We start from the raw sequence: 20,557 nt of genomic DNA, 5'->3' as shown, positions 1-20,557 counted from the left end.
TCCGCGTCAGGTGAGCACGAACGTCGGTCACGCCTTGGCCTGCATGCTCCGGCGGGCCGGATTGCCCTGCTGTTCGGCCTTCGGGTCCATCTCGTCCTGCTTGGCGTTGACCGCCTGCTCGATGCGGTCCCCGATCTCCTTGTCGATGTTGTGCCAGTACTCGAAGGCGCGCTTGAGGACCGGCTCGCTGACGCCGTTGAGCAGATGGCCGGCCACGTTGTCCACCAGCCGGGTCCGAGCCTCGTCGTCCATCACCTCGCGCACGAGCGTGCCGGCCTGGCCCCAGTCGTCGTCCTCGGCGTGCGACACGTAGGCGGCGCGGGTGATCCGGCCGTCGACCTGCCAGCTCGGCGGCGGGCTGGTCCTGGCCGCCGGGCCGCCCTTGGAATTGGGCGCGTACACCGGATCCGTGGCTTTCCGGTAGGCCATCGCGCCGTCCTTGGAGTACGTGTGCACGTCGACCGTCGGCGCGTTGACCGGCAGCTGCTGGTAGTTCGCGCCGATGCGGTGGCGGTGCGCGTCGGCGTAGGAGAACAGGCGGGCCAACAGCATGCGGTCCGGGCTCGGCCCGATGCCGGGCACCAGGTTGTTGGGCTGGAACGCGGCCTGCTCGATCTCGGCGTGGTTGTCGGTGGGGTTGCGGTCCAGGGTCATCCGGCCGACCTCGATCAGCGGATAGTCGCCGTGCGGCCACACCTTGGTCAGGTCGAACGGGTTGAACCGGTAGTTCTCGGCCTCCTCGTACGGCATCACCTGCACATACAGCGTCCAGCTCGGGAACTGGCCGTCGGCGATGTGCTCGAACAGATCCCGCATGTGGTAGTCGGTGTCCACCGCGGCAATCTGGTCGGCCTCGTGCTGGGTGAAGAACTCCACACCCTGGTCGGTCTTGAAGGTGTACTTCACCCAGAACCGCTCGCCGTCGGCGTTGATCCACATGTACGTGTGCGAGGTGTAGCCGTTCATGTGCCGCCAGGTGCGCGGGATGCCCCGGTCCCCCATCAGCCAGGTCACCTGGTGGGCGGACTCCGGCGAGAGCGTCCAGAAGTCCCACTGCATGTCGTGGTCGCGCAGGTTGTTGTCGGCCCGCCGCTTCTGCGACCGGATGAAGTGCTGGAACTTCATCGGGTCCTTGACGAAGAACACCGGCGTGTTGTTGCCGACCATGTCGTAGTTGCCCTCGGCGGTGTAGAACTTGAGCGCGAAGCCCCGCGGGTCGCGCCAGGTGTCGGGGCTGCCCCGCTCGCCGGCCACCGTGGAGAACCGGGCCAGCAGCTCCGTGGTCACGCCCGGCTGGAACAGCGCCGCCTTGGTGTAGCGGCTGACGTCGTTGGTCACCTCGAACCGCCCGAAGGCCCCGCTGCCCTTGGCGTGCGGCTGCCGCTCCGGAATCCGCTCCCGGTTGAACTGGGCCATCTGCTCGATCAGGTAGGAGTCCTGGAGCAGGATCGGGCCGCCGGGGCCGACCGTGAGTGAGTGTTCGTCACTTTCGACCGGAATGCCGGCGTCGGTCGTGGTGAACGGCCGCGTCTGGTCGGTCATTCTCGCATTCTCCTCACGTTTCGTGGTCACCGTCGGCGCAGCGCGTGGCCCGGGTCGCCCCGCTCGCCGAGGGCGCGCCGGAACAGCCACATCACCAGCACCAGGCCGATCAGGCCGATCACCAGGTACACCAGCGACGCCGTCGCGTCGTAGCCGAAGACGGACTGCCACTGGCCGGACTTGCGCGTGGCCGCCGAGACCATGAACAGGATCAGGAACACCGGGGCCTGCACGCACACCAGTGTCTTGGCCGCCCGGACCCGGGCGGCGCACAGCAGCGACACCAGCCCGGTGCCGGCGACGATGCCGGCCAGCGCCGCCGGCAGGGCGACGCCGGCCACGGCCGCCAGGCCCCCGCCCACCAGGTCCGTCACCAGCGCCCACCCACCGGCGAGCACGAAGACGATGCCCTGCGCGACGAGCAGCCAGCGGCCATGACGGAACGCGATGGTGTCGGAATCCTCGTATGGCGAAGGCATACCTGTCGGCTGCCCGCTCACCCGGCGGTCAAACACCCCGATCGGATTGAGCAGGCCGCGTGATCGCTCGGATCTGAACCCGCTGTTGGACGGGGCGGCCGGGCGGGTGGAGGGTGGAAAGCGACACCGGAACGGCCGGTGTGGAGGGAGAGGCGGCATGGAATACCGCACGCTCGGCGGGACCGGGACGATCGTGTCCACGCAGTGCCTGGGCACCATGACCTTCGGCAGCGAGAGCAGTGAACAGGAGTCGCACGCGCAGCTGGACCGGTTCCTGGAGCAGGGCGGCACCTTCATCGACACCGCCAACGTGTACTCCCGGGGCGTCTCGGAGGAGATCATCGGACGGTGGCTGGCCGCCCGTCCCGGAGTCCGGGACCAGATGGTCATCGCGACCAAGGGGCGTTTCCCGATGGGTGAGGGCCGCAACGACGTGGGCCTGAGCCGGACGAGCCTGAGCCGGGCCCTGGACGCGAGCCTGCGGCGGCTTCAGGTGGAGACCGTCGACCTGTACCAGGCACATGCCTGGGACGCGCTGACGCCGATCGAGGAGACGCTGCGGTTCTTCGACGACGCCGTGCGGGCCGGCAAGATCCGCTACGCCGGGGTCAGCAACTTCCTCGGGTGGCAGTTGCAGAAGGCGGCGCTGCTGACCGGTTTCCTCGGCCTGGCGCCGATCGTGACCCTGCAACCGCAGTACAACCTGCTGGTGCGGGAGATCGAGTTCGAGCTGACCGACGTGTGCCGCGAGGAGAACATCGGCATCCTGCCGTGGTCGCCGCTGGCCGGCGGCTGGCTGACCGGCAAGTACCGCCGCGACGAGGCCCCGACCGGGGCCAGCCGGCTCGGCGAGAACCCGGAGCGCGGCATGGAGGCGTACGCCCCGCGCAACGCCCAGCAGCGGACCTGGCAGGTCCTCGACGCGGTCCGCAAGATCGCCGAGTCGCGCGGGGTGTCGATGGCGCAGGTGGCGCTGGCGTGGACGGCCGACCGGCCGGCGGTCACCTCGGTGATTCTCGGGGCCCGGACCGTCGAGCAGCTCGACGACAACCTGGCCGCCGCCGGACTGCACCTGTCCGCGGAGGAGACGGCGTTGCTGGACGAGGCCAGCGAGCCGATCATCGGCGACTACCCGTACGGGCCGCAGGGCCGGCAGCAGCGGGCCGGCGGCCGGGAGCTGTAGAAGATCAACGCCGTGGCAGAGTGGGTGGGGTGAAGCTCCAGCGCCTCCTCCTGCTCGGCACGGGTGTCTTACTCGTCGGCTGCTCGGCGCCTCCCCCGGCGCCCCAGCCGACGGCGACCACCAGCACCACCACCGCGAAGCCGGCGCACGGCCCGGTGCTGTCGCTGGGCGAGGGCGATGCGGCGTCGGGACTGCGGGTGGTCCCGATCCGCCTCGCCAACTGCGGCGACACGCCGTTGACCGTGACCGGCTACCCGGCGCTGCGGGTGCTCGACGACGACCGGCAGCCGATCGACGTCAAGGTGGCCGACGGCGCCGACGCGGTGGCGCTGGTGCCGAGCCTGCAACAGCCGCCGACCACGTTCACCCTGGCCCCGGGCCAGCAGGCCGAAGCGTCCGTGCTGTGGAAGAACACCGTCACCGACTCGACCGTCGTGGCCACCACCGGCGCGTACTTCGACCTCGCCCCGGCCGCCGGCCAGCCGTGGCAGACCCGCAAGCCCCACGGACCGATCGACATCGGCAACACCGGCAAGGTCGCGGTCAGCCCCTGGACGCCCGGCACGGCCGAGGCCAACTGCCAGGCGTCAACCGGCTGAGGCGGCGGCGAGGAAGTCCTCGTGCCGCGCGAAGCACCACCCGGTCTGCGCCGGCTCCACGGCCCACTGCACCGGCCCGTGCCGGGTCGGCGTCGGCGGGACCGGGACCCAGCCGTTCTCGGCCGACACCCGGGCGTCCAGCCGACCCAGCACGGGCCGCCATGGCAGGCCCGGCTCGACCCAGAACAGCCGCCGGCCGCGTTCCCGCCACACCGCCACCGGGGTCGCCGTGTGCCGCTCGGCCAGCGCGGCCTGGACCCTGGTGGCGGCGGCTTCCGGCATGCTGACCACGTCGAACACGACGCCGGTGCGGACCGCCACCGACAGGGTGAGCATGCCCAGCCAGGCCGCCACCACCTTCGGGTCCGCACTGGCGCGGTCGGGCCAGAGCCGCCACACCGGGTGCATGGTCTCCTCGACGCAGTCGGCCTGCACGCAGGTGTAGCTTCGCCCGTCGAAGAAGGACACCGGCACCACCGGCCAACCGTGCGCGGCGTACTCGACCGCGGCGGCCCTGAGCCGCGTGCCGAGATCGGTCCGCAGCGCGTTCACCGCCGCGGGCCGAACGTCCGGGCGATCACCACGGTGTCGTCCGCGTCGACGCGGGCCGCCAGCCGGGCGTCGGCGTCGGGTTTCCTTCCCTGGTAACGAAGTTCGAGCCGGACGCCGGCGGTCTCGGCCGACGCCGACAGCCGCACGCCGGGAAGTTCGCCGCACTGCGCCGCCACCCGCACGCCGCGCTCGATCCACATGGCCATCTCGGCCCGCGTCTGGGCCGAGATCACGATGTCCAGTTCCGGCGGCAGCTCCAGGTGTGCCACCAGCCCCTGCTGCCCGGCCTCGGACAGCAGCACGGCGGCCAGGTCCTGGCGCAGGTCGGGCTGCGGGCCGGCGGCGCCGCGCAGCCGTCCGTGCAGCCGCTCGATCGCCGTGGCCAGCGTCGCGATCGGCCCGGTGAGCCGGCGGTGCACGTGGTCGTCGGCCGACGCGCCGATCCGGGACAGGTCGACCGTGACGTCGAACAGCTCCGCCGCCGTGCGGGTCGCGATGCCGGCGTACTCCTCGGCGGTGACCGGCGTCGGGTGGTCGGCGTCCTCGCCGAGCACGAGCGACCAGCCCATGTGCTCGGCGAAGCCGACCAGCATGTCCCGGTCGCCGGCGGTGAACCCGGGCTGGCCGACGTCCCGCCCGAGGCCGACCACGCCGACCATGCGCGAGTCCAGCCAGACCGGGGCGACCAGCGCGGGGCCGACCCGGACGCTGCGGTCGGACCGCACCGCCCCGCTGTCGCGCTCGATGTCGCCGAGCAGCACCGCCCGGCCGGTCTCGATGGCCAGCGCGGACACCGAGCCCTCGACCGGGATGAGCCGGCCGGCCCAGTCGCCGAACCCGCCGGCCGTCGCCGCCACCCGCAGCCAGCGGCCGCCGTCGATCAACACCGCCAGCACCGCCGTGTCCGCGGTCCCGCACACGGCCGCGGCGTCCAGCAGGGCCCGCAGGAAGCTGCGGGGCCGTTCCTGCGGGCGGGCGTCCAGCAACACCCGGCCGAGCACCTCGTGCCAGTCCGGGCTCCGGTCCTGCACCCGCTCGGACATCGCGGCGAGGGTGGTGAAGAAGGGCTCCACTGGGTCGCTCCTGTCGCGGAAGGTGGACGCCCAGTGATTTCGTCGTTGAAGCCTCAACATAACGCCGTCTCACTCGTTCGCCGGCCGAGACCGCACCATCGGACGCGTGGCCGCGCGTGCCGCGGGCGTAAGGGGCTGACCCGCACGGCCGATGACGCGACGGGGCGCGCCCGGCGAAACTCGATGCGTGGGATTCCTGGACAAGTTGATTTTCGCCGTACGCCGGAATTCCAGCACCGCGGACGTGCTCAGGGCCATCGGGGCCCTGGCCGAGCGGATCGGCTCGCCCGACCTCGCCGGGTGGTCCACCCGGGAGCTGCTCGGCTACGCCGAGGACGACCCGGTGCCGGTCTACCGGGGGCCGTTCACCGCCGAGATCCACGTGCGCCGCCACCGCCGGCCGGACGCCACCGCGCCGCTGCCGCGCTCCGCCTTCGCCGCCGAGCTGCGGGAATCCAAGCTGATGCGGATCTACGAGCTCACCGTCGTCGAGCCGGTCGAGCACCTCGAGGCCCTCGAGGGCGGGCCGCTGGTCCGGCCCTGGGGCGAGGTGCACGTGGACCTGCTCAACCAGCTCATCGTCATCGGCGGCCTGTCCGCCACCCCGGACGACCTCGTCGCCCAGGCCGAGAACCGGCTGCCCGGCAGCATCGTCCGCGCCATCGTCAACGCCGTCCGCTCCCGCGCCCTGGGACTGGCCCTCACCCTCGAACGGGTCGCCCCCGACGCCGGCGACCCCGGCGGCCCGTCGGACGCCACCCCGGCCATCCGCGACGTCATCGCCCGCGCGGTCCGCTGACGGTCACCACCTTCCCGGGGTCAGGCCGGGAGGCGGACCGTGACGGTGAGGCCGCCGGCGGGGCGGGCGGCGAGGGCGAGTTCGCCGCGGTGGGCGGTGACGATGGCGTCCACAATGGACAGCCCGAGGCCGGCGCCGCGGTCGGTGTGGATTCGGGGGCGGTCACCGCGGATGAAGGGGTCGCGGAGCCGGTGGAGGGTGTCGGCGGCGATGGGCGGGCCGCTGTTCTCGACGCGGAGGAAGGCCCAGCCGTCGGCGCTGCCGGTGGTGAGGTGGATGTGGCCGCCGGAAAGGTTGTGGCGGACGGCGTTCTCGAGCAGGTTGCCGCACAGGCGTTCCAGGAGAACGGGTTCGCCGGTGACGGGAGCCGGCCGGAGGTCGGCTCGGATGGTGAGGTCGCCGGTGTCCTGGGTGGGCGTGAGGAGGTCGGCGAGGTCGACCTGGTGGCGAGGTCCGGCGACGGCCTGGCTGCGGGCCAGCGCCAGCAAGCCGTCGAGGGTGCGCTGGCTCTGCTCGACGGCGGCGCGGACGTCGCCGGTCATGGCCAGCAGATCCTCGATGCTGGGCCCGTTCTCCAGCGTGACGTCGATGGCGGTGCGCATGGTGGTCAGCGGGGTGCGCAGCTCGTGGGCGGCGTTGGCGGTGAACAGGCGCTGGCCGGCCAGCACCCGGTCCCGCTCGGCGACGCCCTGCTGGATGCGGTCCAGCATCTCGTTGATGGTGCCGGCCAGGGCGGCGAGCTCGTCGGCGGGCGGGCCGACCGGCATCCGCTCGGACAGGTTCTCCGCGGACAACCGCCGTGCGGTGGCGGCGATCGTGCGGACGGGACGCAGCACCCGGCCGGCCACCAGCCAGCCCAGGGCGGCGGCGAGCACCGTCACCACGGCGAGCGCGATCCCGGCCTGGGTGAGGAAATCGGCGAGCGTGACCTCGTGGACGTCGGCCGGAAGTGGCGGCAGCGAACCGGGCGCGGCCGGCGGGTTGAGGACGATGACCGACTGCCGCTGGCCGGCGTTGGCGCGCATCAGCAGGTAGGTCAGGCCGGTGAGGACGATGCCGGCGGCCAACACCAGTGCGGTGTAAAGGATCGTGAGCCGGCCGCGCGCGGTCACGCGACGATCCGGTAGCCGGCGCTCGGCACGGTCTCGACCGGCTGGGGGTCGCCGAGCTTGCGCCGCAGCGTGCCGACGGTGATCCGGACGGCATTGGTGAACGGGTCGGCGTGCTCGTCCCACACCTTGTCCAGCAAGGTTTCCGCGCTGACCACGGCCCCGCCGGCGGCGAGCAACTGCTCAAGCACGCCGAACTCCTTGGGAGTCAGGTGAAGCAGCCGCCCCGCGCGCTCGACCGTGCGCCGTGCCGGGTCCAGCACCACGTCGCCGGCCCGCAGCAGCGGCGGCGTCGCCGGGGTGCTGCGCCGGCACAGTGCCTGCACCCGGGCCACGAGCTCGGAGAACGCGAACGGTTTGCCCAGGTAGTCGTCGGCGCCGAGAGTGAGCCCGTCGACCCGGTCCTCGACCGTGCCGGACGCGGTGAGCATCAGGATCCGCGCCGCGCCGCGTTCGGCCAGCTCCCGGCACACCGTGTCGCCATGCACCACGGGCAGGTCCCGGTCCAGCACGACGACGTCGTACGGCGTGACCGCGCACTTGTCCAGCGCGTCGCGCCCGTCGAACGCGACGTCGACGGCGAAGCCGTGTCTGCGCAGGCCGGCCGCGATGTACTTGGCCAGCGCAGGCTCGTCCTCGACCAGCAGCACCCGCATCCGGCCAGTGTCCCCGCCCCGACATATGGATCACGTATGGACGGGGCATCGGTTCCCGATCGCCGACGATCGGTAGATCTTCGGCCATGACCACGACCCGACGAACGGTGCTGGGCCTGCTCGGCGCGTCCGGCGCCTTGCTCGCCACCGGCGGGCTCGCCCCCGCCGCGACCCGCGACCAGGTGAGCGCGTTCGACCAGTTCCTCTCCGACCAGGGCTTCTCCGGCAGCGTGCTGCTGATCCACCGGGGGCGCCCCGTGTTGGCCCGCTCCTACGGCCAGGCCAACGACGCCGCGCCCAACGGCCCGGACACCCGGTTCGCGATGGCCTCGGTGACCAAGCTGTTCACCGCGGTCGCCGTCGCCCAGCTGGCCCAGGCCCGGAAGATCGCCTACAGCGGCAAACTGGGCGACTACGTCAGCGGTTTCCCGGCCGACATCGCCGACACCGTGACCGTGCACCATCTGCTCACCCACACCTCCGGTCTCGGCGATCCCTTCACGATGCCCGGGTATCTGCCCGACGCGCTGTCCTGGACCACGCCCGAGCAGGTGATGGCCGGCACGACCGACTTCATCCGGCGGTCCTCGCTGGATTTCGCGCCCGGGGCGGGTTTCCGGTACAGCAACGCCGGCTACCACCTGCTGGGCGAGATCGTCGCCCAGGTCTGCGGGCAGTCCTACTACGACTACGTCCGCGAGCACGTGTTCCGAGCGGCCGGCATGACCAGCACGGACTTCTACACCCGACCCCAGTGGCACTCCGATCCCCGCATCGCCCACCCGTACGCGGTCCACTCTTCCGGCGGCTACACGGATTCCATCGACCAGCGACTGTTCATCGGCACGCCGGCCGGCGACGCCTTCTCCACCTGCGCCGACATGGCGGCCTTCGCCCGTGCCCTGCTGGGGGCGAAGCTGCTCGACCGCGCCTTCACGCCCGCCACGCTCAGCGGCAAGGTGCCGCTCGGCCCGCCGGTCGGCCCGCAGCCAGGCCCGGCCCCGGCGGTGCCGCCCGTCGCCTTCCAGTGCTACGGGCCGATGGCGACGCTGGTCAACGGCCGGTGGGTGATCGGCCACAGCGGCGGCGCGCCGGGCACGTCGACCGACCTCCAGCTGTGCCCGGACAGCGACTGGGTGTCGGTGATCCTGAGCAACCGCGACTTCGGCGACGGCGGAGTGCCGCCGTGGCCGATGAAAGCCCGCGAGATCATCACGGCCTGACCAGCGGCCCGGGTCATGGCCGGCTGAGCCAGTCGAGGGCGGAAAGGGACGGCATGAAGCCGTATTCGCCGCCACGGGTCCGGGTGAACGAGCTCAGGCCGTGCAGGCGCCGGCGGACGGGATGGTGGGGAACGGTGAAGGTGTCGTCACGCAGGTGCCGGCCGGCGATGGGGTCGCCCTCCTCGCCGAGGCCGATGAAGGAACCCTGGTCGAGCCATTCGGTCTTGAGGAACTCCAGGGTGGTCATGGCCCGGGCGCTCATGAACAGGAAGTAGACGCCCCGCTGCTCGCCGTCGTCGTCGAACACCCCCTCGGGCAGCGGCGGCCCGAAAGTCGCGCCCTGCCTGATGATCCGGTGCAGTTTCACGTCGGTCAGCCGCTCCAGCCCGCTCGCCCGCGGGTTGACCCGGCGGATGTGCGCGCCGTGCGGGCAGAGCAGCCCGCGGGCGTCGTCGCTGTAGTCGAACGCGTCGTTGCGCTCGAAGTCGTCGGCGAGGGCGGGATCGTCGCGGTCGGGGGCGAGCGCGAGCGGGGCCCCGCTGCGCCACCGGCCGACCATCTTGGCTGCCAACAGCTCCCGCCCGGCTTCGTCGGGGGCGTTGTCCCGCAGGAAGCGACGGAAGGCGGCGACGTCCGTGCGGACCTTGCGGACGCCGACGAACGTGCCGTTGCGGCCGAGAATCTCGGGCCCGGGCAAGGGAAGCAGGGCGCCGCCCTCGCCCGGGTAGCCGAGCACGAACTCGCCGGCCGCGATGGTCTGCTGCCCGGGCAGCTTCGGTCGGGGACCGCCCTCGATGTGCGGATAGCCGATGCCGTCGCGATAGCCGAAGGTGGTACGGCTGTCCAGGTGCGCGGAGTAGTCGTGGCTGTGCAACAGTTCGACGCCCTCGATGCCGTCGACGACCGCCGCCGCCTTGGCATACGCCTCACGCCAGGCCTGTTCCGTCGCCGCGACAAGGGACACCGCCGCGTGGGTGCGCCCAGTGCCCCACGGCTGGTCCCAGTGCTCCGGGTCGCTGTCCCCGACATCGCTGAGCTTGTCCGCCCGCGCGGCCATCCCTTCCCGGAACGCCGCCGGGAAACTCGCCAGGTCGGCCTCGTCCACGCCCAGGGCCCGCAGACCGGCGTGGGTGAGGACCAGCGAGACCCAGGCCTGGCCGCTGTCCGCGTCGGCGGCGCTGGGCACGTGCGGAAGCACCTGCCGGACAAAGGCTTTGCCGGCCGACGCCGTGGCGAAGTGCAGCAGCACCATCGTGCCCCAGTAGGGAGTGGGGCGACGGAGCAGGATCGGGGCCTGGATCTCGCCGAGGTCGAGCAGGGTCACGACAGGACCTCGCCGGCGCCGGCGGGTTCGCGGACCTGGTCGCCGTTGATCTCACGCCGTCGCTGGGCCGAGACGCGGTAGGCGCTTTCCCGCAGCCGGTTGATCTGGCCGAGCGGGGCGTGCTCGGCCCTGGTGCGCCACGGGGTGAGGTAGAGCCGGTCGCCGTCGGCCACGTTGCGGTCGCCGCCGATCTCCTGCCGGGGCACGGTGATCCGCGCGACGGTCACGAACGGGGAGACCTGCTCCGGCCAGGCCACCGAGGTGTTCTCGACCGGCATCAGCTCCAGGTCCGTGCACAGCTGCACCTGGAGGTCGAACGCGTGGTCCCGCTCCCCCGCCTCCGCGACCAGCGTGCGGCGGTAGGGCTCGAGCTCCGCGGCCGCGTCGACGGCCATGTGCTCGATGCCGCCCAGCGAATCAGGCGTCGGGGCGATCCGCAGCTTGGCGATGTAGTCGCCGTGCCGGAACGCCCCCATGCTCCAGTACGTGTAGGACAACAGGTTCCGCTTCGGCAGGGCGAACAGCGACAGCAGCGCGAGCAGTTCGTCCCACAGCCAGTCGGCCTCGTCGAGCTGGCCGTCGCGGGTGAGGAACCGGGTGAACCACACGCGGCGGGTGTCGGGCTTGGCCAACGCGTCGGGCACCTGGTCGAACAGCTTCTGGACGGTCAGGTAGTCGCGCGCGGTGTTGCAGAAGAAGGTCGGATTGTTGATCATCGCCAGGTCCATCGTGCCGGCGTCGTCCTGGTCGCCGAGAACGGAGCGGCCGGGGACGCCGAACATCTTGATCGCGAAGCCGCAGCCGGCCCCGAGGTAGCGGTCCGGCCGCAGGTGCGGGAGGCCGTTGGACAAGCGCACGACCGCCTCGTACGTGGCGGGCACGGCGTACACGCCCTGGGCGTATTCGGGCGCGAGGCCGGGCAGCACCTCGACGGTGGCGCGGGCGGCCCCGTATCCCTTGGCGTGCACGTCACGCGTCGCGTGGCCGTCGTGGTCCCGGGCGTGGCGTTCGACGGTCCGGCCGACCTCGTCGAGCATCGCGCGCTCGTCCTCGTCGAACGTCGCCGGCAGGTGCGACTCATACGCGGTGTAGGGCACGAAGTCCATCGGGTCAGTCCGCCAGGTCGAGCAGCTCGTCGAAGGCCTTCTTGACCTTCAGCCCCTTGCGGACCTCCGACACGGTGGCGTCGTAGCCGGTGTAGAAGGCGTGCGCGGTGACCTGGGTGCTGGCGATGAACGCCTTCACCTCGGGCGAGCGCATGCCCGGCCAGCCCTCCACCACCGAGAACAGCAGGTCCATCTCGTCGGGGATCTTGGTGGCGAAATCGTCGATGTAGGTGTCCCAGTCGCCGTCGTAGGTCGTGACGAACAGGATCTTCGTGTCGTTGTCGAGGAAGGTGAAGCGGGCGTCGTGCACGGTGCCGATGCCGTCCAGGGCCTCGAATCCGTTCACGGCGCTGCCCGCGATCACCTCCCGCAGCCGCTGCGCGCCGCCCTCGACGAGCGGGGCGATGACGGTGAACTCGCTGAGCTTTCCCTTGCGCTGTCCGGCCCGGTTCTCGGTCGCCATGATCGGTTCCCCGTCTTTCGTCGCTGGGACTTCAAGGTCACGGCGAAGGCTGCTTGCCCTGGCAACGATCGACAAGCGCCGGCCCGGGGCGGACGCACTCGGGGACACACTCCTGGCCCTTTGGGTCACAGCGCGCTGCCGCGAACTCGCCCTGCGGCCGCATGACTTCCGCTACCTTCGGCCGAGGACGGTGCCGTCGGACGGAGCAGTGGGGACCTATGACACAGGTGGCCGGGACCGGGGCCAAGAGCATCGGGCGGCCGGCGGTGTCGCGGGTGGGCTGCGGGTTCGCCGTGTTGCTGGCCGGTTTCGCGCTGTTGGCGAGTTTTCCCTTGCTGGTCGGGCAGGTCGACGCCGGCCCGGCGGCGCGGGCGGTGTTCGCGGCGGCCACCTTCGTGACCTGGGCGGTTGTGCTGGTGTGGGCGGCGTGGCGGGTGCTGGTCCCGGGCCGCCTGGCGATCGGCGCGGAGGGCCTCGAACTGCGCTGGGGTGGGCGGCGGCTGCGGTTGCCGTGGGACGCCGTCGAATCGGCGTTCCTGCTGCCGGCGCCGCAGATGGCCCCCGGCAACCCGCCGACGCACCCGGGGTTGCTGCTCGTCCGCCCGACCGAGGGCCGGCCGGCGGGAACACGGCACCGAGGCAAGCTGCGGTGGTCCGCGCCATTGCGGGGTGTGGTGTTCGACCTACGCCCGCTGAACTCGACGATCAAACAGCTCGACGAGCTCATGGCGGCGCACGCGGGCGACCGCTGGCACGGCACGACGCGCGTACCGCCCGACCGGGCCGGCGGCGTGACCCTCGCCGGCGACTTGTTGTCCTTGCCGTCACTGGTGTTGCTGAGGCTCGGCGCGCTGCTGACGTTGTTCGGCTCCGTGGCCTTCTCGCTCCTCGCGGGCGGGTACGAGTACGGGCCCCTGGCCGTGCTGAGCAGCTTCGCCGCCGGCGTCGTGCTGTTCGTCGTCCTCGGATCACGGCTGATCACCGCCCTGGCCCAGCGCTGCACGCTGCGCGTCGAGCCGGAGGGCCTGCGCCTGACCGTCGACGGGGACCAACGCCTCCTGACCAGCAACGAGGTGAGCCTGGTCGAGCTCGCCGGACCAGCGACGGCCAGGGTGGTGCGGGCGCGGCTGACGCCCGACGCACTTGCGCCGGACCCGTTGCGGCATCACCGTTTCCCGTTCCAGGAGGGGAACCGGACCGTCGACCTCGTGCCGCTGGCGTCGACGGACCGCTCCTACCGGCACGGCCTGTTCGCCTACCCGGCGCAGGTCGAGAATCTGCTGGCCGGGGTCCGCGCCCCGGTGCGAAGCCCCCGGGGGGAGGGAGAATCAGTGACGCTGCGGGTGTCCCAGCAGGCCGGCTCGGAGCACACCACCATCGCCTCGGCGCTGCGGGCCGGCGGCGGGCGTGTCCTCGTCGAACCCGGTCACTACCAGGAGAGTCTGACGATCTGGGGCACGGTCGAGCTGAGCGCCGCCGGCGGCCCGGTCGTGATCGAGTCCTCGGACGAGGTGACCCTGGACTGCACCGGGGACGTCACGCTGGACGGCGTGAAGATCGTCAACCGCAACTCGGCCGCGATCCGCGCCGCCGCCAAGCTGACGATGATCCGCTGCACCGTCGACGCCCAGGGCGAGTTCGCGGTCTCGGCCCTGCGTGACGCCCAGGTGAGCATGACCGAGTGCGAGGTCAAGGCCGGTCGCACCGAACTGGCCGGCGCCCGCGGCACGTTCGAGCGCAGCCGGTTCCTGGACGCCAAGAAGCAGGCGATCCTGCTCAAGGACGGGGCGCACGCGGAGATCACCGACTGCACGGTCGCCGAGAGCCGCAGCAACGGAATCCAGGTGCTGGCCTCGACCGCCGTGATCAAGGGCTGCGAGCTGCGGCGGACCGGCAGCGCGGCGGTGGCCATCGGCCCGCAGTCCGAGGCCGACGTGCTCAACTGCGCCCTGAACGACTTGCACGCCACCGGCATCTCCTACTACGAGCAGGCGCGCGGCACCGCTGTCGGCAACACCGTCATCGGCGCGAAGGACGGCCTCTACATCGCCCACGGCTCGGATCCGGTGGTCCGCGACTGCCGGTTCGAGAACTGCCGGGCCACCGGCGTCACCATCGGCGAGCAGGGCCTGGGACGGGTGGAGAACTGCCACATCGAGGCTCCCGGCGAGACCGGCATCAGCCTCACCGACGGGGCCGACGCCACCCTGCACGCCTGCACGGTCGTGGGCGGCCGCAACGGCGTGGCGGTGCACAAGTCCCACGCGACCATCACCGACCTGGCGGCCAGCGAGCAGACCAGCAACGCGGTGCGGATCAGCGAGGATTCGTCGCTGCGCCTCACCGGCGCGCGGCTGGAGCGCTGCGGCGCCGGACTGTTCGCCCGCGGCGCCGGCGTGCAGGTCCAACTGGCCGACGTGACCGTCACGGACGTGGCCAGCTCGGGGATCGCGGCCGAGGACTCGGCCCGGGTGACCGCGGAACGGACCACGATCGAACGGGCCCAGCTGTTCGGCTTCAACTGCCGTGACCAAAGCCATGTCACCGCACGCGAAAGCATCATCACCAAGCCCGGAGAGGCCGGCGTGCTCGCCCTCAAGGACGCCGTGGCGGTGTTCGACGGGCTGACCGTCGCCGACTCCGGCCGGGACGGCATCACCGGCCACGACAACGCCCGCCTGACCGTCACGCGGGCCTGGCTGCGCGGCGGCGAGCGCGACGGTGTGCGGCTGGGCTCGTCGGTGTACGGCCGGTTCGAGAACTGCGAGGTGACCGGATACAAGGGAGACGCGGTGTCTCCCGGCAACGAGCGCGTGGCGATGGTGGACGTGCGGACCGGCGCCACCGCCGAGGAGGTGCGCAAGCCGGAGGCGGGGCCGCTGGCCGAGCTGCACGACATGATCGGCCTGGAGCTGGTCAAGCGGCAGGTGGCGGTGCAGGTCGACCTGCTGCGGATGGCCCGCTGGCGGGCGGAGGCCGGGCTGCCGGCCCCGCCGACCGCGCGGCATCTGGTGTTCTCCGGGCCGTCCGGCACCGGCAAGACGACCGTGGCCCGCCTGTACGGGCAGATCCTGGCCGCCCTCGGGGCGTTGGAGAAGGGCCACGTCGTCGAGGTCGCCCGCGGCGACCTGGTCGGCGAGTTCCTCGGGCTCACCGCGCAGAAGACCGAGAAGGTGTTCGCCCGCGCCCGCGGCGGCGTGCTGTTCATCGACGAGGCGTACAGCCTGGCCCGCCGGTTCGGGGCCGGGTCGGACTTCGGGCAGGAGGCCATCGACGTCCTGACCAAGCTGATGGAGGACCACCGCGAGGACGTGGTGGTGATCGCCGCCGGCTACACCGAGGAGATGCGCACCTTCCTCGACTCCAACCCGGGGCTGCGGTCGCGGTTCTCCCGGACCCTGGAGTTCCGCTCCTACGAGCCGGCCGAGCTGACCGAGATCATCGGGTTGCAGGCGTCCAAGTACGCCTACCGGCTGGCCCCGGAGGTGGGCCCGCTGCTGACCGAGCGCTTCGACCGGCGGCAGCGCCGGGGCGACGCCGCCAACGCGCGCGACGCCCGCAACGTGCTGGAGTCGATGGTGGAGCGCCAGGCCGCGCGCCTGGCCACGAACGCGGCCCCGACCCGGGAAGACCTGACCGTGCTGCTGGCCGAGGACATCCCGGAGAAGGATGCCCTGTGACGGCGGAGAACGCCCTCACGCCGGCCGAGCAGGCGATTCTCGACCGGGTGGGGCGGGTTGAGGCGGAACCCGCTGTGCTGGCCTGGTTTCTCGGCCCCGAGGCGGACGCGGCCGTCCAGGAGGTGTTCACGCAGGGCATGTCGCCGGACGGCATGATGCGGATGCCGGCGGCCGTCGCGATCGCCTACCACCGCTGGTTCCACTACATCGCCAGCGAGGGCGTCGATGCCCGGGAGCTGGGCGATGCGCTGCTGTGTTTCGCCGCCATCCGCGAGCAGACGCTCGATCCCGTTCCGCCCGCGCTGTTGCCCCTGCTCGACGTCCTGACCGGACGGCCCGGCGACGGTGTGGTGGAGCCGAGCGAGGCGTTCGAGGCGGGCTCCGGGCTGGTCATGCTCTACGACCTCAGGCGTGATCCGGTCATGCTGGTCGCCGCCGAGCGGTTGCTGCGGCACGCGATCGCCGCGTTGCCGCCGGGCAGCGCCGAGCAGGGCACCTGCCTGTCCACGCTGGGCCTCGCGCGGCTGTTCGCCTTCCAGGAGGGGGCGGGCCGCGAGGCCGCCGCCGAGGCGGTCGAGCACAGTCGCGCCGCCGTCGCCGCCGCGCCCGGCGAGCCGGCCGAACAGGCCCGCCGGCACGGCAATCTCGGCTTCGTCCTGCGGCACTGGGCCGACGCGACCGAGGACCCGGCGGCGATGCGGGAAAGCCTGTCGGAGCTGAGGTTGGCGGTGCGCATGGGCACCGCGGAGGACACCGACCACATCGAACGCTGCGCCGGGCTCGGTTCGGCCCTCTACCGCGCCGCCGCCATGTTCGGCGATCCGTCCATGCTCCCCGAGGCGGTCGAACTCCTGCGCGGGGCGGTCGTCACGACAACGCCGCCGAGGGCGACGCATCTGGCCGAGCTGGGCATCGCGCTGGTCATGGACGCCCTGGCCAACGACCGGCCCGAGGCATACGACGAGGGGGTCGAGAGCTGTCGGCTGGCCGCCGAGCACGCGCCCAACCCGATCGAGCGTGCGACCTACCTGTCCAACCTGGGCCTGGTCCTCAAGGGCAGCTGGATCCGGGGCTCGGACATCCGGCTGCTGGACGACGCCGAGGCGGCGTCCCGGGCCGCCGCCGCCGGCATGCCAGCCGGCCACCCGATGCGGGTCAAGGTCGACTTCGTGCTGTCCGGCGTGCTGCGTTCCCGCCACGGGGCGACCGGCCGGCTCGCCGACCTCGACGAAGCCATCGCCCTCGCACGCGGCGTGTTCGACGCCACGCCGGCCCAGGACCGCGGCCTGCGGGTCGCCCGCGGCCGGGAACTGGCCGATCTCCTCCGGCTGCGGGCCCGGGCCGTCGACACGCCCGAGGCCGTCGACGAACCGATCGCCCTGCTCCGTGAACTGGCCCGGACGGTGCCCGAACCCTCGGCCGACCGGTCCGACGTGCTGTTCGTCCTCGCCCGGTGCCTTCAGCAGGCTCCGGAAAGCCGGGACGAGGCGCTCGACCGTTTCCGGGAATGCCTCACGCTGCCGTTCCCGAGCCGCACTTCCGAGGCGGAGATCCGGTTCGCCCTGGGCAGTGCGCTCGCGGAGCGGGCCGGGCCCGGCGACCAGGACCTGTGGCGGCAGGCGGTCGAGCAGATGCGGCAAGGGATCGCGCTGCTGCCGCCGAGCGACTCCCGCCACGCCGAGTACCTCTCCGACTTCACCGCCATCTCCTCGCAGCGCGCCACCGCCACCGGCGATCTCGACCTGTACCAGGAAGCCGTGCGCCTCGGCCGTGAGGCCGTCGCGCGGGTGCCCGCCGGCAACACGTCGGAAGCGGCGATGTGCCGGTCGAACCTCGGCGCCGCCCTGGCCACCCTCGCCCAACGAGCCGGCGACGTCGAGATGCTGGCCGAGGCGGTGGAGTCGCATCGGGCGGCGGTCGCGCTGAGCCCGCCCGGCGACCATCACCGCGTGCATCGCATGGGCAACCTGGGCGACGCCCTCCAACGGCTGGCCGAGATCCGATCCGACCCGAGCCTGCTCGAAGAAGCCGTTGCCGTGCTACGGGAATCGGTGGCGTCCGAGCCGGGCACCCCCAGCCGCGCCGGCTGCCTGACCAAGCTCGGTCACGCCCTGCGCTCGCTCTACCGCTTCACCGGCGACCAGGCGGCGCTGGACGAGGCCGTCGAATGGCATCGGGCCGCGATCGCCGCCAGTCCCGGGCCGCCGCCGGCCGTGGCGCTGGTCGGCCTGGCCAACAGCCTCGCCGACCAGTACGGCCACACCCACGAGGGCCGCCTGCGGGACGAGTCCGTCGAGCTGCTGCGGACCGCCCGGGCCCGGGTCCCCGAGTCCTCGGAGGACATGTCCGCCATCTCCGTCAGCCTCGGTCACGTCGAGTGGAAGCGGGCCCTGGACGCCGGCGACCCGGTGCTGATGGACGAGGCCGTCGTCACGCTGCGCGAGGCGCTCGCCGCCGTGCCGGCCGGCCACTCCGGCCGCGCCCTGGCGCTCACCAACCTCGGCGTGGCCCTGATGGAACGAGCCCAGATCAGCGGCGACAGCACCTGGCTGGCCGAGTCCGTGGCCGTGCTGCGCACCGCCGTCGCCGAGAGCCCGCCGACCTCGTTCGACCGCGTCGGGCACCTCAACAACCTCGCCGCCTCGCTGCTCGCCCGCTACCGCATCGCGGGCGACGCAGTCGCGGGCGAGGAGGCGGCCACGCTGCTGCGTGAAGCCGAAGCCCTGACCAGCAGCGAACGTTCGGGCGCCGACCTGACCGTGCTCAATCTCGGTCTTCTGCTGCACAGCCGGGCCTCGTCGAGCGGGGATCCGCAGGGCATGGCCGAGGCCCGGCGGGTGCTGGAGGAGGCTGTGGCCAAGCTCGCCGAAGGCAGCGACTGGCGCGGCGTGGCCCTGAACAACCTGGCCAGCGTCTGCCTCGAACACTCGCTGATCGTCGACGGCGAGCCGGCGGTCCGACAGGCGTTGCACCGGGCCGTCAGCGCCGCCCGGGAGGCGTTGACCTGCATGCCGGACGGCTCCCCGAACGAGGCCAGCACGCTGTTGGTGCTCGGCACGGCCCAGGTGCTGCGGGCCGAGCAGGGCGAGCCCGTCGACCTGGTCGAGACCGCCCGGCTTTCCCGGCAGGCAGCGGAGAATCCGACCGCGCCGCTGGTCAGCCGGCTGCTCGCGGCCCGCGTGTGGGGCAACGCCGCAGCCCGGGCCGGTCGGGACGCCGATGCCCTGGCCGGCCTCGCCTACGCGGTCGGCCTGCTGCCGCGGATCGCCCCGCGCAGCCTCAGCCGCGCCGACCAGGAGGACCGGCTCCAGTCCGGGCCGGGCTTGGCCAGCGACGCCGCCGCTTTCGCGCTGCGGGTTGGCGATCCCGGACGTGCGCTCACCTTGCTCGAACAGGGCCGGGCGGTGCTGCTCGCCCAGGGCATCGACAACCGTGGCCAGCTGTCCCAGGTCCGCGCGGTCGCGCCCGCCCTGGCCGACGAGTTCGAGCTGATCCGCGACCAGCTCAGCGTCGTGCCGCAGACCCGCCCGGCGCTGTGGACCGACGCCACGCCGGGCCAGCCGGCCGACGGGGGCCTGACCACCGACGCGCGGCACACGCTGGCCCGGCGCTGGGACGAGCTCGTGGCGGAGATCCGTGCCCTGCCAGGACTTTCCGGCTTCCTGCGCGCGCCGGACCTGCCGGACCTGATCTCGGCCGCCGCCGAGGGGCCGGTCGTCGTCGTCAACGTCAGCGAGTACCGCTCCGACGCCATCGTCGTGACCGCCGACGGCCGGCTCGAGGTGGTCCCGCTGCCGGGCCTGACGCCGGCCACCGTGCTGACGCAGGCGGCGATCTTCCTGGAGGCCATCGAGTGGGCGTACGGGTCGCAGGGGGTGCAGAACGCCGTCTCGGCGATGGGTCTGCTCACCGAGATCCTGCGCTGGCTGTGGGACAGCGTCGCCGGTCCCGTGCTCGACCGGCTGGGGCTGCGGACCGTGCCGCTCGACGACGAGCCGTGGACCCGGCTGTGGTGGTGTCCGACCGGCTGGCTGTCGTTCCTGCCGCTGCACGCCGCCGGGCGCGACGGGCCGGATTCCGGGAAATGGGTCGTGGACCGGGTGATTCCCTCGTACACGCCGACCGTGCGGGCCCTCGTCCGGGCCCGACGGCAGCTGGCGCTCGTGGACCGGGTCGATCCGCGGCCGCTGGTCGTGGCGATCCCCGACACGCCGGGCGCGGAGCCGCTGCCCGGAGTGGCCGACGAGGCGGCGGCCGTGCTGGAGATCTTCCCCGCCGGACGGCAACTGCTCGGTTCCGAGGCCACGCTGTCGGCCGTCCGGGAGGCGCTGTCCGGGCATTCCTGGGTGCACTTCGGCTGCCACGGCGTCACCGACACCCGCACGCCCTCGGCCAGCGGCCTGGTCCTGCACGACGGCCGGCTCACCACCCTGGACGTCGCCGCCGAACGGCCCGACCGCCCGCAGCTGGCCGTGCTGTCCGCATGTTCGACCTCCCAAGGCGGTCTGGACCTGCCCGACGAGGCCGTGCAGCTCGCCTCCTCGTTCCAGCTGGCCGGCTATCCACACGTGATCGGCACTTTGTGGCCCGTGGCCGACGAGCTGTCGACCCACGTGATCCAGCAGTTCTACGCCGCCCTCGCCCACGACATCGCGCAGCGCCGCCCCATCGCCCCCGCCACCGCCCTGCACGGCCCGACCCGGGCTCTACGCGACCGCTACGCCAAGGCCCCGCACCTGTGGGCGGCGTACGTGCACACCGGCCCGTGA

At 72.5% G+C, this 20,557-nt stretch carries 15 protein-coding genes; 6 read left to right on the top strand and 9 right to left on the bottom strand.

Annotation, left to right across the window (positions count from 1 at the left end; all coding sequences use genetic code 11):
* Positions 1 to 27: 27 nt before the first annotated feature.
* Positions 28 to 1,542, bottom strand: a complete 1,515-nt coding sequence (locus ACIG5F_RS19545; protein WP_396519241.1) for a catalase — start codon at positions 1,540 to 1,542, stop codon at positions 28 to 30.
* Positions 1,543 to 1,568: 26 nt separating this feature from the next.
* On the bottom strand, positions 1,569 to 2,021 hold the full coding sequence (locus ACIG5F_RS19540; protein WP_396519239.1) for a hypothetical protein: 453 nt from the start codon (positions 2,019 to 2,021) through the stop codon (positions 1,569 to 1,571).
* A gap of 157 nt (positions 2,022 to 2,178) precedes the next feature.
* On the opposite strand from ACIG5F_RS19540, the gene ACIG5F_RS19535 reads away from it, so the two are divergent.
* Complete coding sequence (locus ACIG5F_RS19535; protein ID WP_396519238.1) at positions 2,179 to 3,204, top strand: aldo/keto reductase; 1,026 nt, start codon at positions 2,179 to 2,181, stop codon at positions 3,202 to 3,204.
* 29 nt (positions 3,205 to 3,233) lie between these two features.
* The gene (locus tag ACIG5F_RS19530) at positions 3,234 to 3,803 is read left to right on the top strand and encodes a DUF4232 domain-containing protein (RefSeq protein WP_396519236.1); all 570 of its coding nucleotides are present in this window, start codon (positions 3,234 to 3,236) and stop codon (positions 3,801 to 3,803) included.
* Here the strand turns inward: ACIG5F_RS19530 and ACIG5F_RS19525 are convergent.
* Positions 3,792 to 4,355, bottom strand: coding sequence for a bifunctional DNA primase/polymerase (locus tag ACIG5F_RS19525; protein ID WP_396519234.1), 564 nt, complete (start codon positions 4,353 to 4,355; stop codon positions 3,792 to 3,794). The two genes, ACIG5F_RS19530 and ACIG5F_RS19525, sit on opposite strands and share 12 nt — an antisense overlap.
* Positions 4,352 to 5,428, bottom strand: a complete 1,077-nt coding sequence (locus ACIG5F_RS19520) for a GAF domain-containing protein (protein ID WP_396519232.1) — start codon at positions 5,426 to 5,428, stop codon at positions 4,352 to 4,354. Before ACIG5F_RS19520 ends, ACIG5F_RS19525 begins: the two co-directional genes overlap by 4 nt.
* 187 nt (positions 5,429 to 5,615) lie before the next feature.
* On the opposite strand from ACIG5F_RS19520, the gene ACIG5F_RS19515 reads away from it, so the two are divergent.
* Positions 5,616 to 6,227, top strand: a complete 612-nt coding sequence (locus ACIG5F_RS19515; RefSeq protein ID WP_396519231.1) for a hypothetical protein — start codon at positions 5,616 to 5,618, stop codon at positions 6,225 to 6,227.
* Positions 6,228 to 6,247: 20 nt separating this feature from the next.
* Here ACIG5F_RS19515 and ACIG5F_RS19510 read toward each other — a convergent pair whose 3' ends face one another.
* Positions 6,248 to 7,339, bottom strand: coding sequence for a sensor histidine kinase (locus ACIG5F_RS19510; protein ID WP_396519229.1), 1,092 nt, complete (start codon positions 7,337 to 7,339; stop codon positions 6,248 to 6,250).
* Entirely contained in the window at positions 7,336 to 7,992 is a 657-nt protein-coding gene (locus ACIG5F_RS19505) for a response regulator transcription factor (protein ID WP_396519227.1), read from the bottom strand. The genes ACIG5F_RS19510 and ACIG5F_RS19505 overlap by 4 nt, the downstream gene beginning before the upstream one ends.
* An 86-nt stretch (positions 7,993 to 8,078) precedes the next feature.
* Here ACIG5F_RS19505 and ACIG5F_RS19500 point away from each other — a divergent pair, with 86 nt between their 5' ends.
* Positions 8,079 to 9,215, top strand: a complete 1,137-nt coding sequence (locus tag ACIG5F_RS19500) for a serine hydrolase domain-containing protein (RefSeq protein WP_396519225.1) — start codon at positions 8,079 to 8,081, stop codon at positions 9,213 to 9,215.
* Between the two features lie 13 nt (positions 9,216 to 9,228).
* Here the strand turns inward: ACIG5F_RS19500 and ACIG5F_RS19495 are convergent, their stop codons facing one another.
* From ACIG5F_RS19495 to ACIG5F_RS19485, 3 genes are read right to left on the bottom strand one after another with little or no spacing between them, the layout of a single operon-like run.
* Positions 9,229 to 10,539, bottom strand: a complete 1,311-nt coding sequence (locus tag ACIG5F_RS19495; protein ID WP_396519223.1) for a Dyp-type peroxidase — start codon at positions 10,537 to 10,539, stop codon at positions 9,229 to 9,231.
* On the bottom strand, positions 10,536 to 11,645 hold the full coding sequence (locus ACIG5F_RS19490) for a catalase family protein (protein WP_396519221.1): 1,110 nt from the start codon (positions 11,643 to 11,645) through the stop codon (positions 10,536 to 10,538). The genes ACIG5F_RS19495 and ACIG5F_RS19490 overlap by 4 nt, the downstream gene beginning before the upstream one ends.
* A 4-nt stretch (positions 11,646 to 11,649) precedes the next feature.
* Positions 11,650 to 12,108, bottom strand: a complete 459-nt coding sequence (locus ACIG5F_RS19485; protein WP_396519220.1) for a hypothetical protein — start codon at positions 12,106 to 12,108, stop codon at positions 11,650 to 11,652.
* 218 nt (positions 12,109 to 12,326) lie between these two features.
* On the opposite strand from ACIG5F_RS19485, the gene ACIG5F_RS19480 reads away from it, so the two are divergent.
* Together ACIG5F_RS19480 and ACIG5F_RS19475 are read left to right on the top strand one after the other, a co-directional pair.
* Positions 12,327 to 15,788, top strand: a complete 3,462-nt coding sequence (locus tag ACIG5F_RS19480) for a right-handed parallel beta-helix repeat-containing protein (RefSeq protein ID WP_396519218.1) — start codon at positions 12,327 to 12,329, stop codon at positions 15,786 to 15,788.
* Positions 15,785 to 20,557, top strand: a complete 4,773-nt coding sequence (locus tag ACIG5F_RS19475; protein ID WP_396519216.1) for a CHAT domain-containing protein — start codon at positions 15,785 to 15,787, stop codon at positions 20,555 to 20,557. Before ACIG5F_RS19480 ends, ACIG5F_RS19475 begins: the two co-directional genes overlap by 4 nt.

The sequence above is a fragment of the Kutzneria sp. NPDC052558 genome (genome assembly GCF_044547355.1).
Lineage (GTDB): Bacteria > Actinomycetota > Actinomycetes > Mycobacteriales > Pseudonocardiaceae > Kutzneria.
This window is presented reverse-complemented; position numbering and strand designations above follow the sequence as displayed.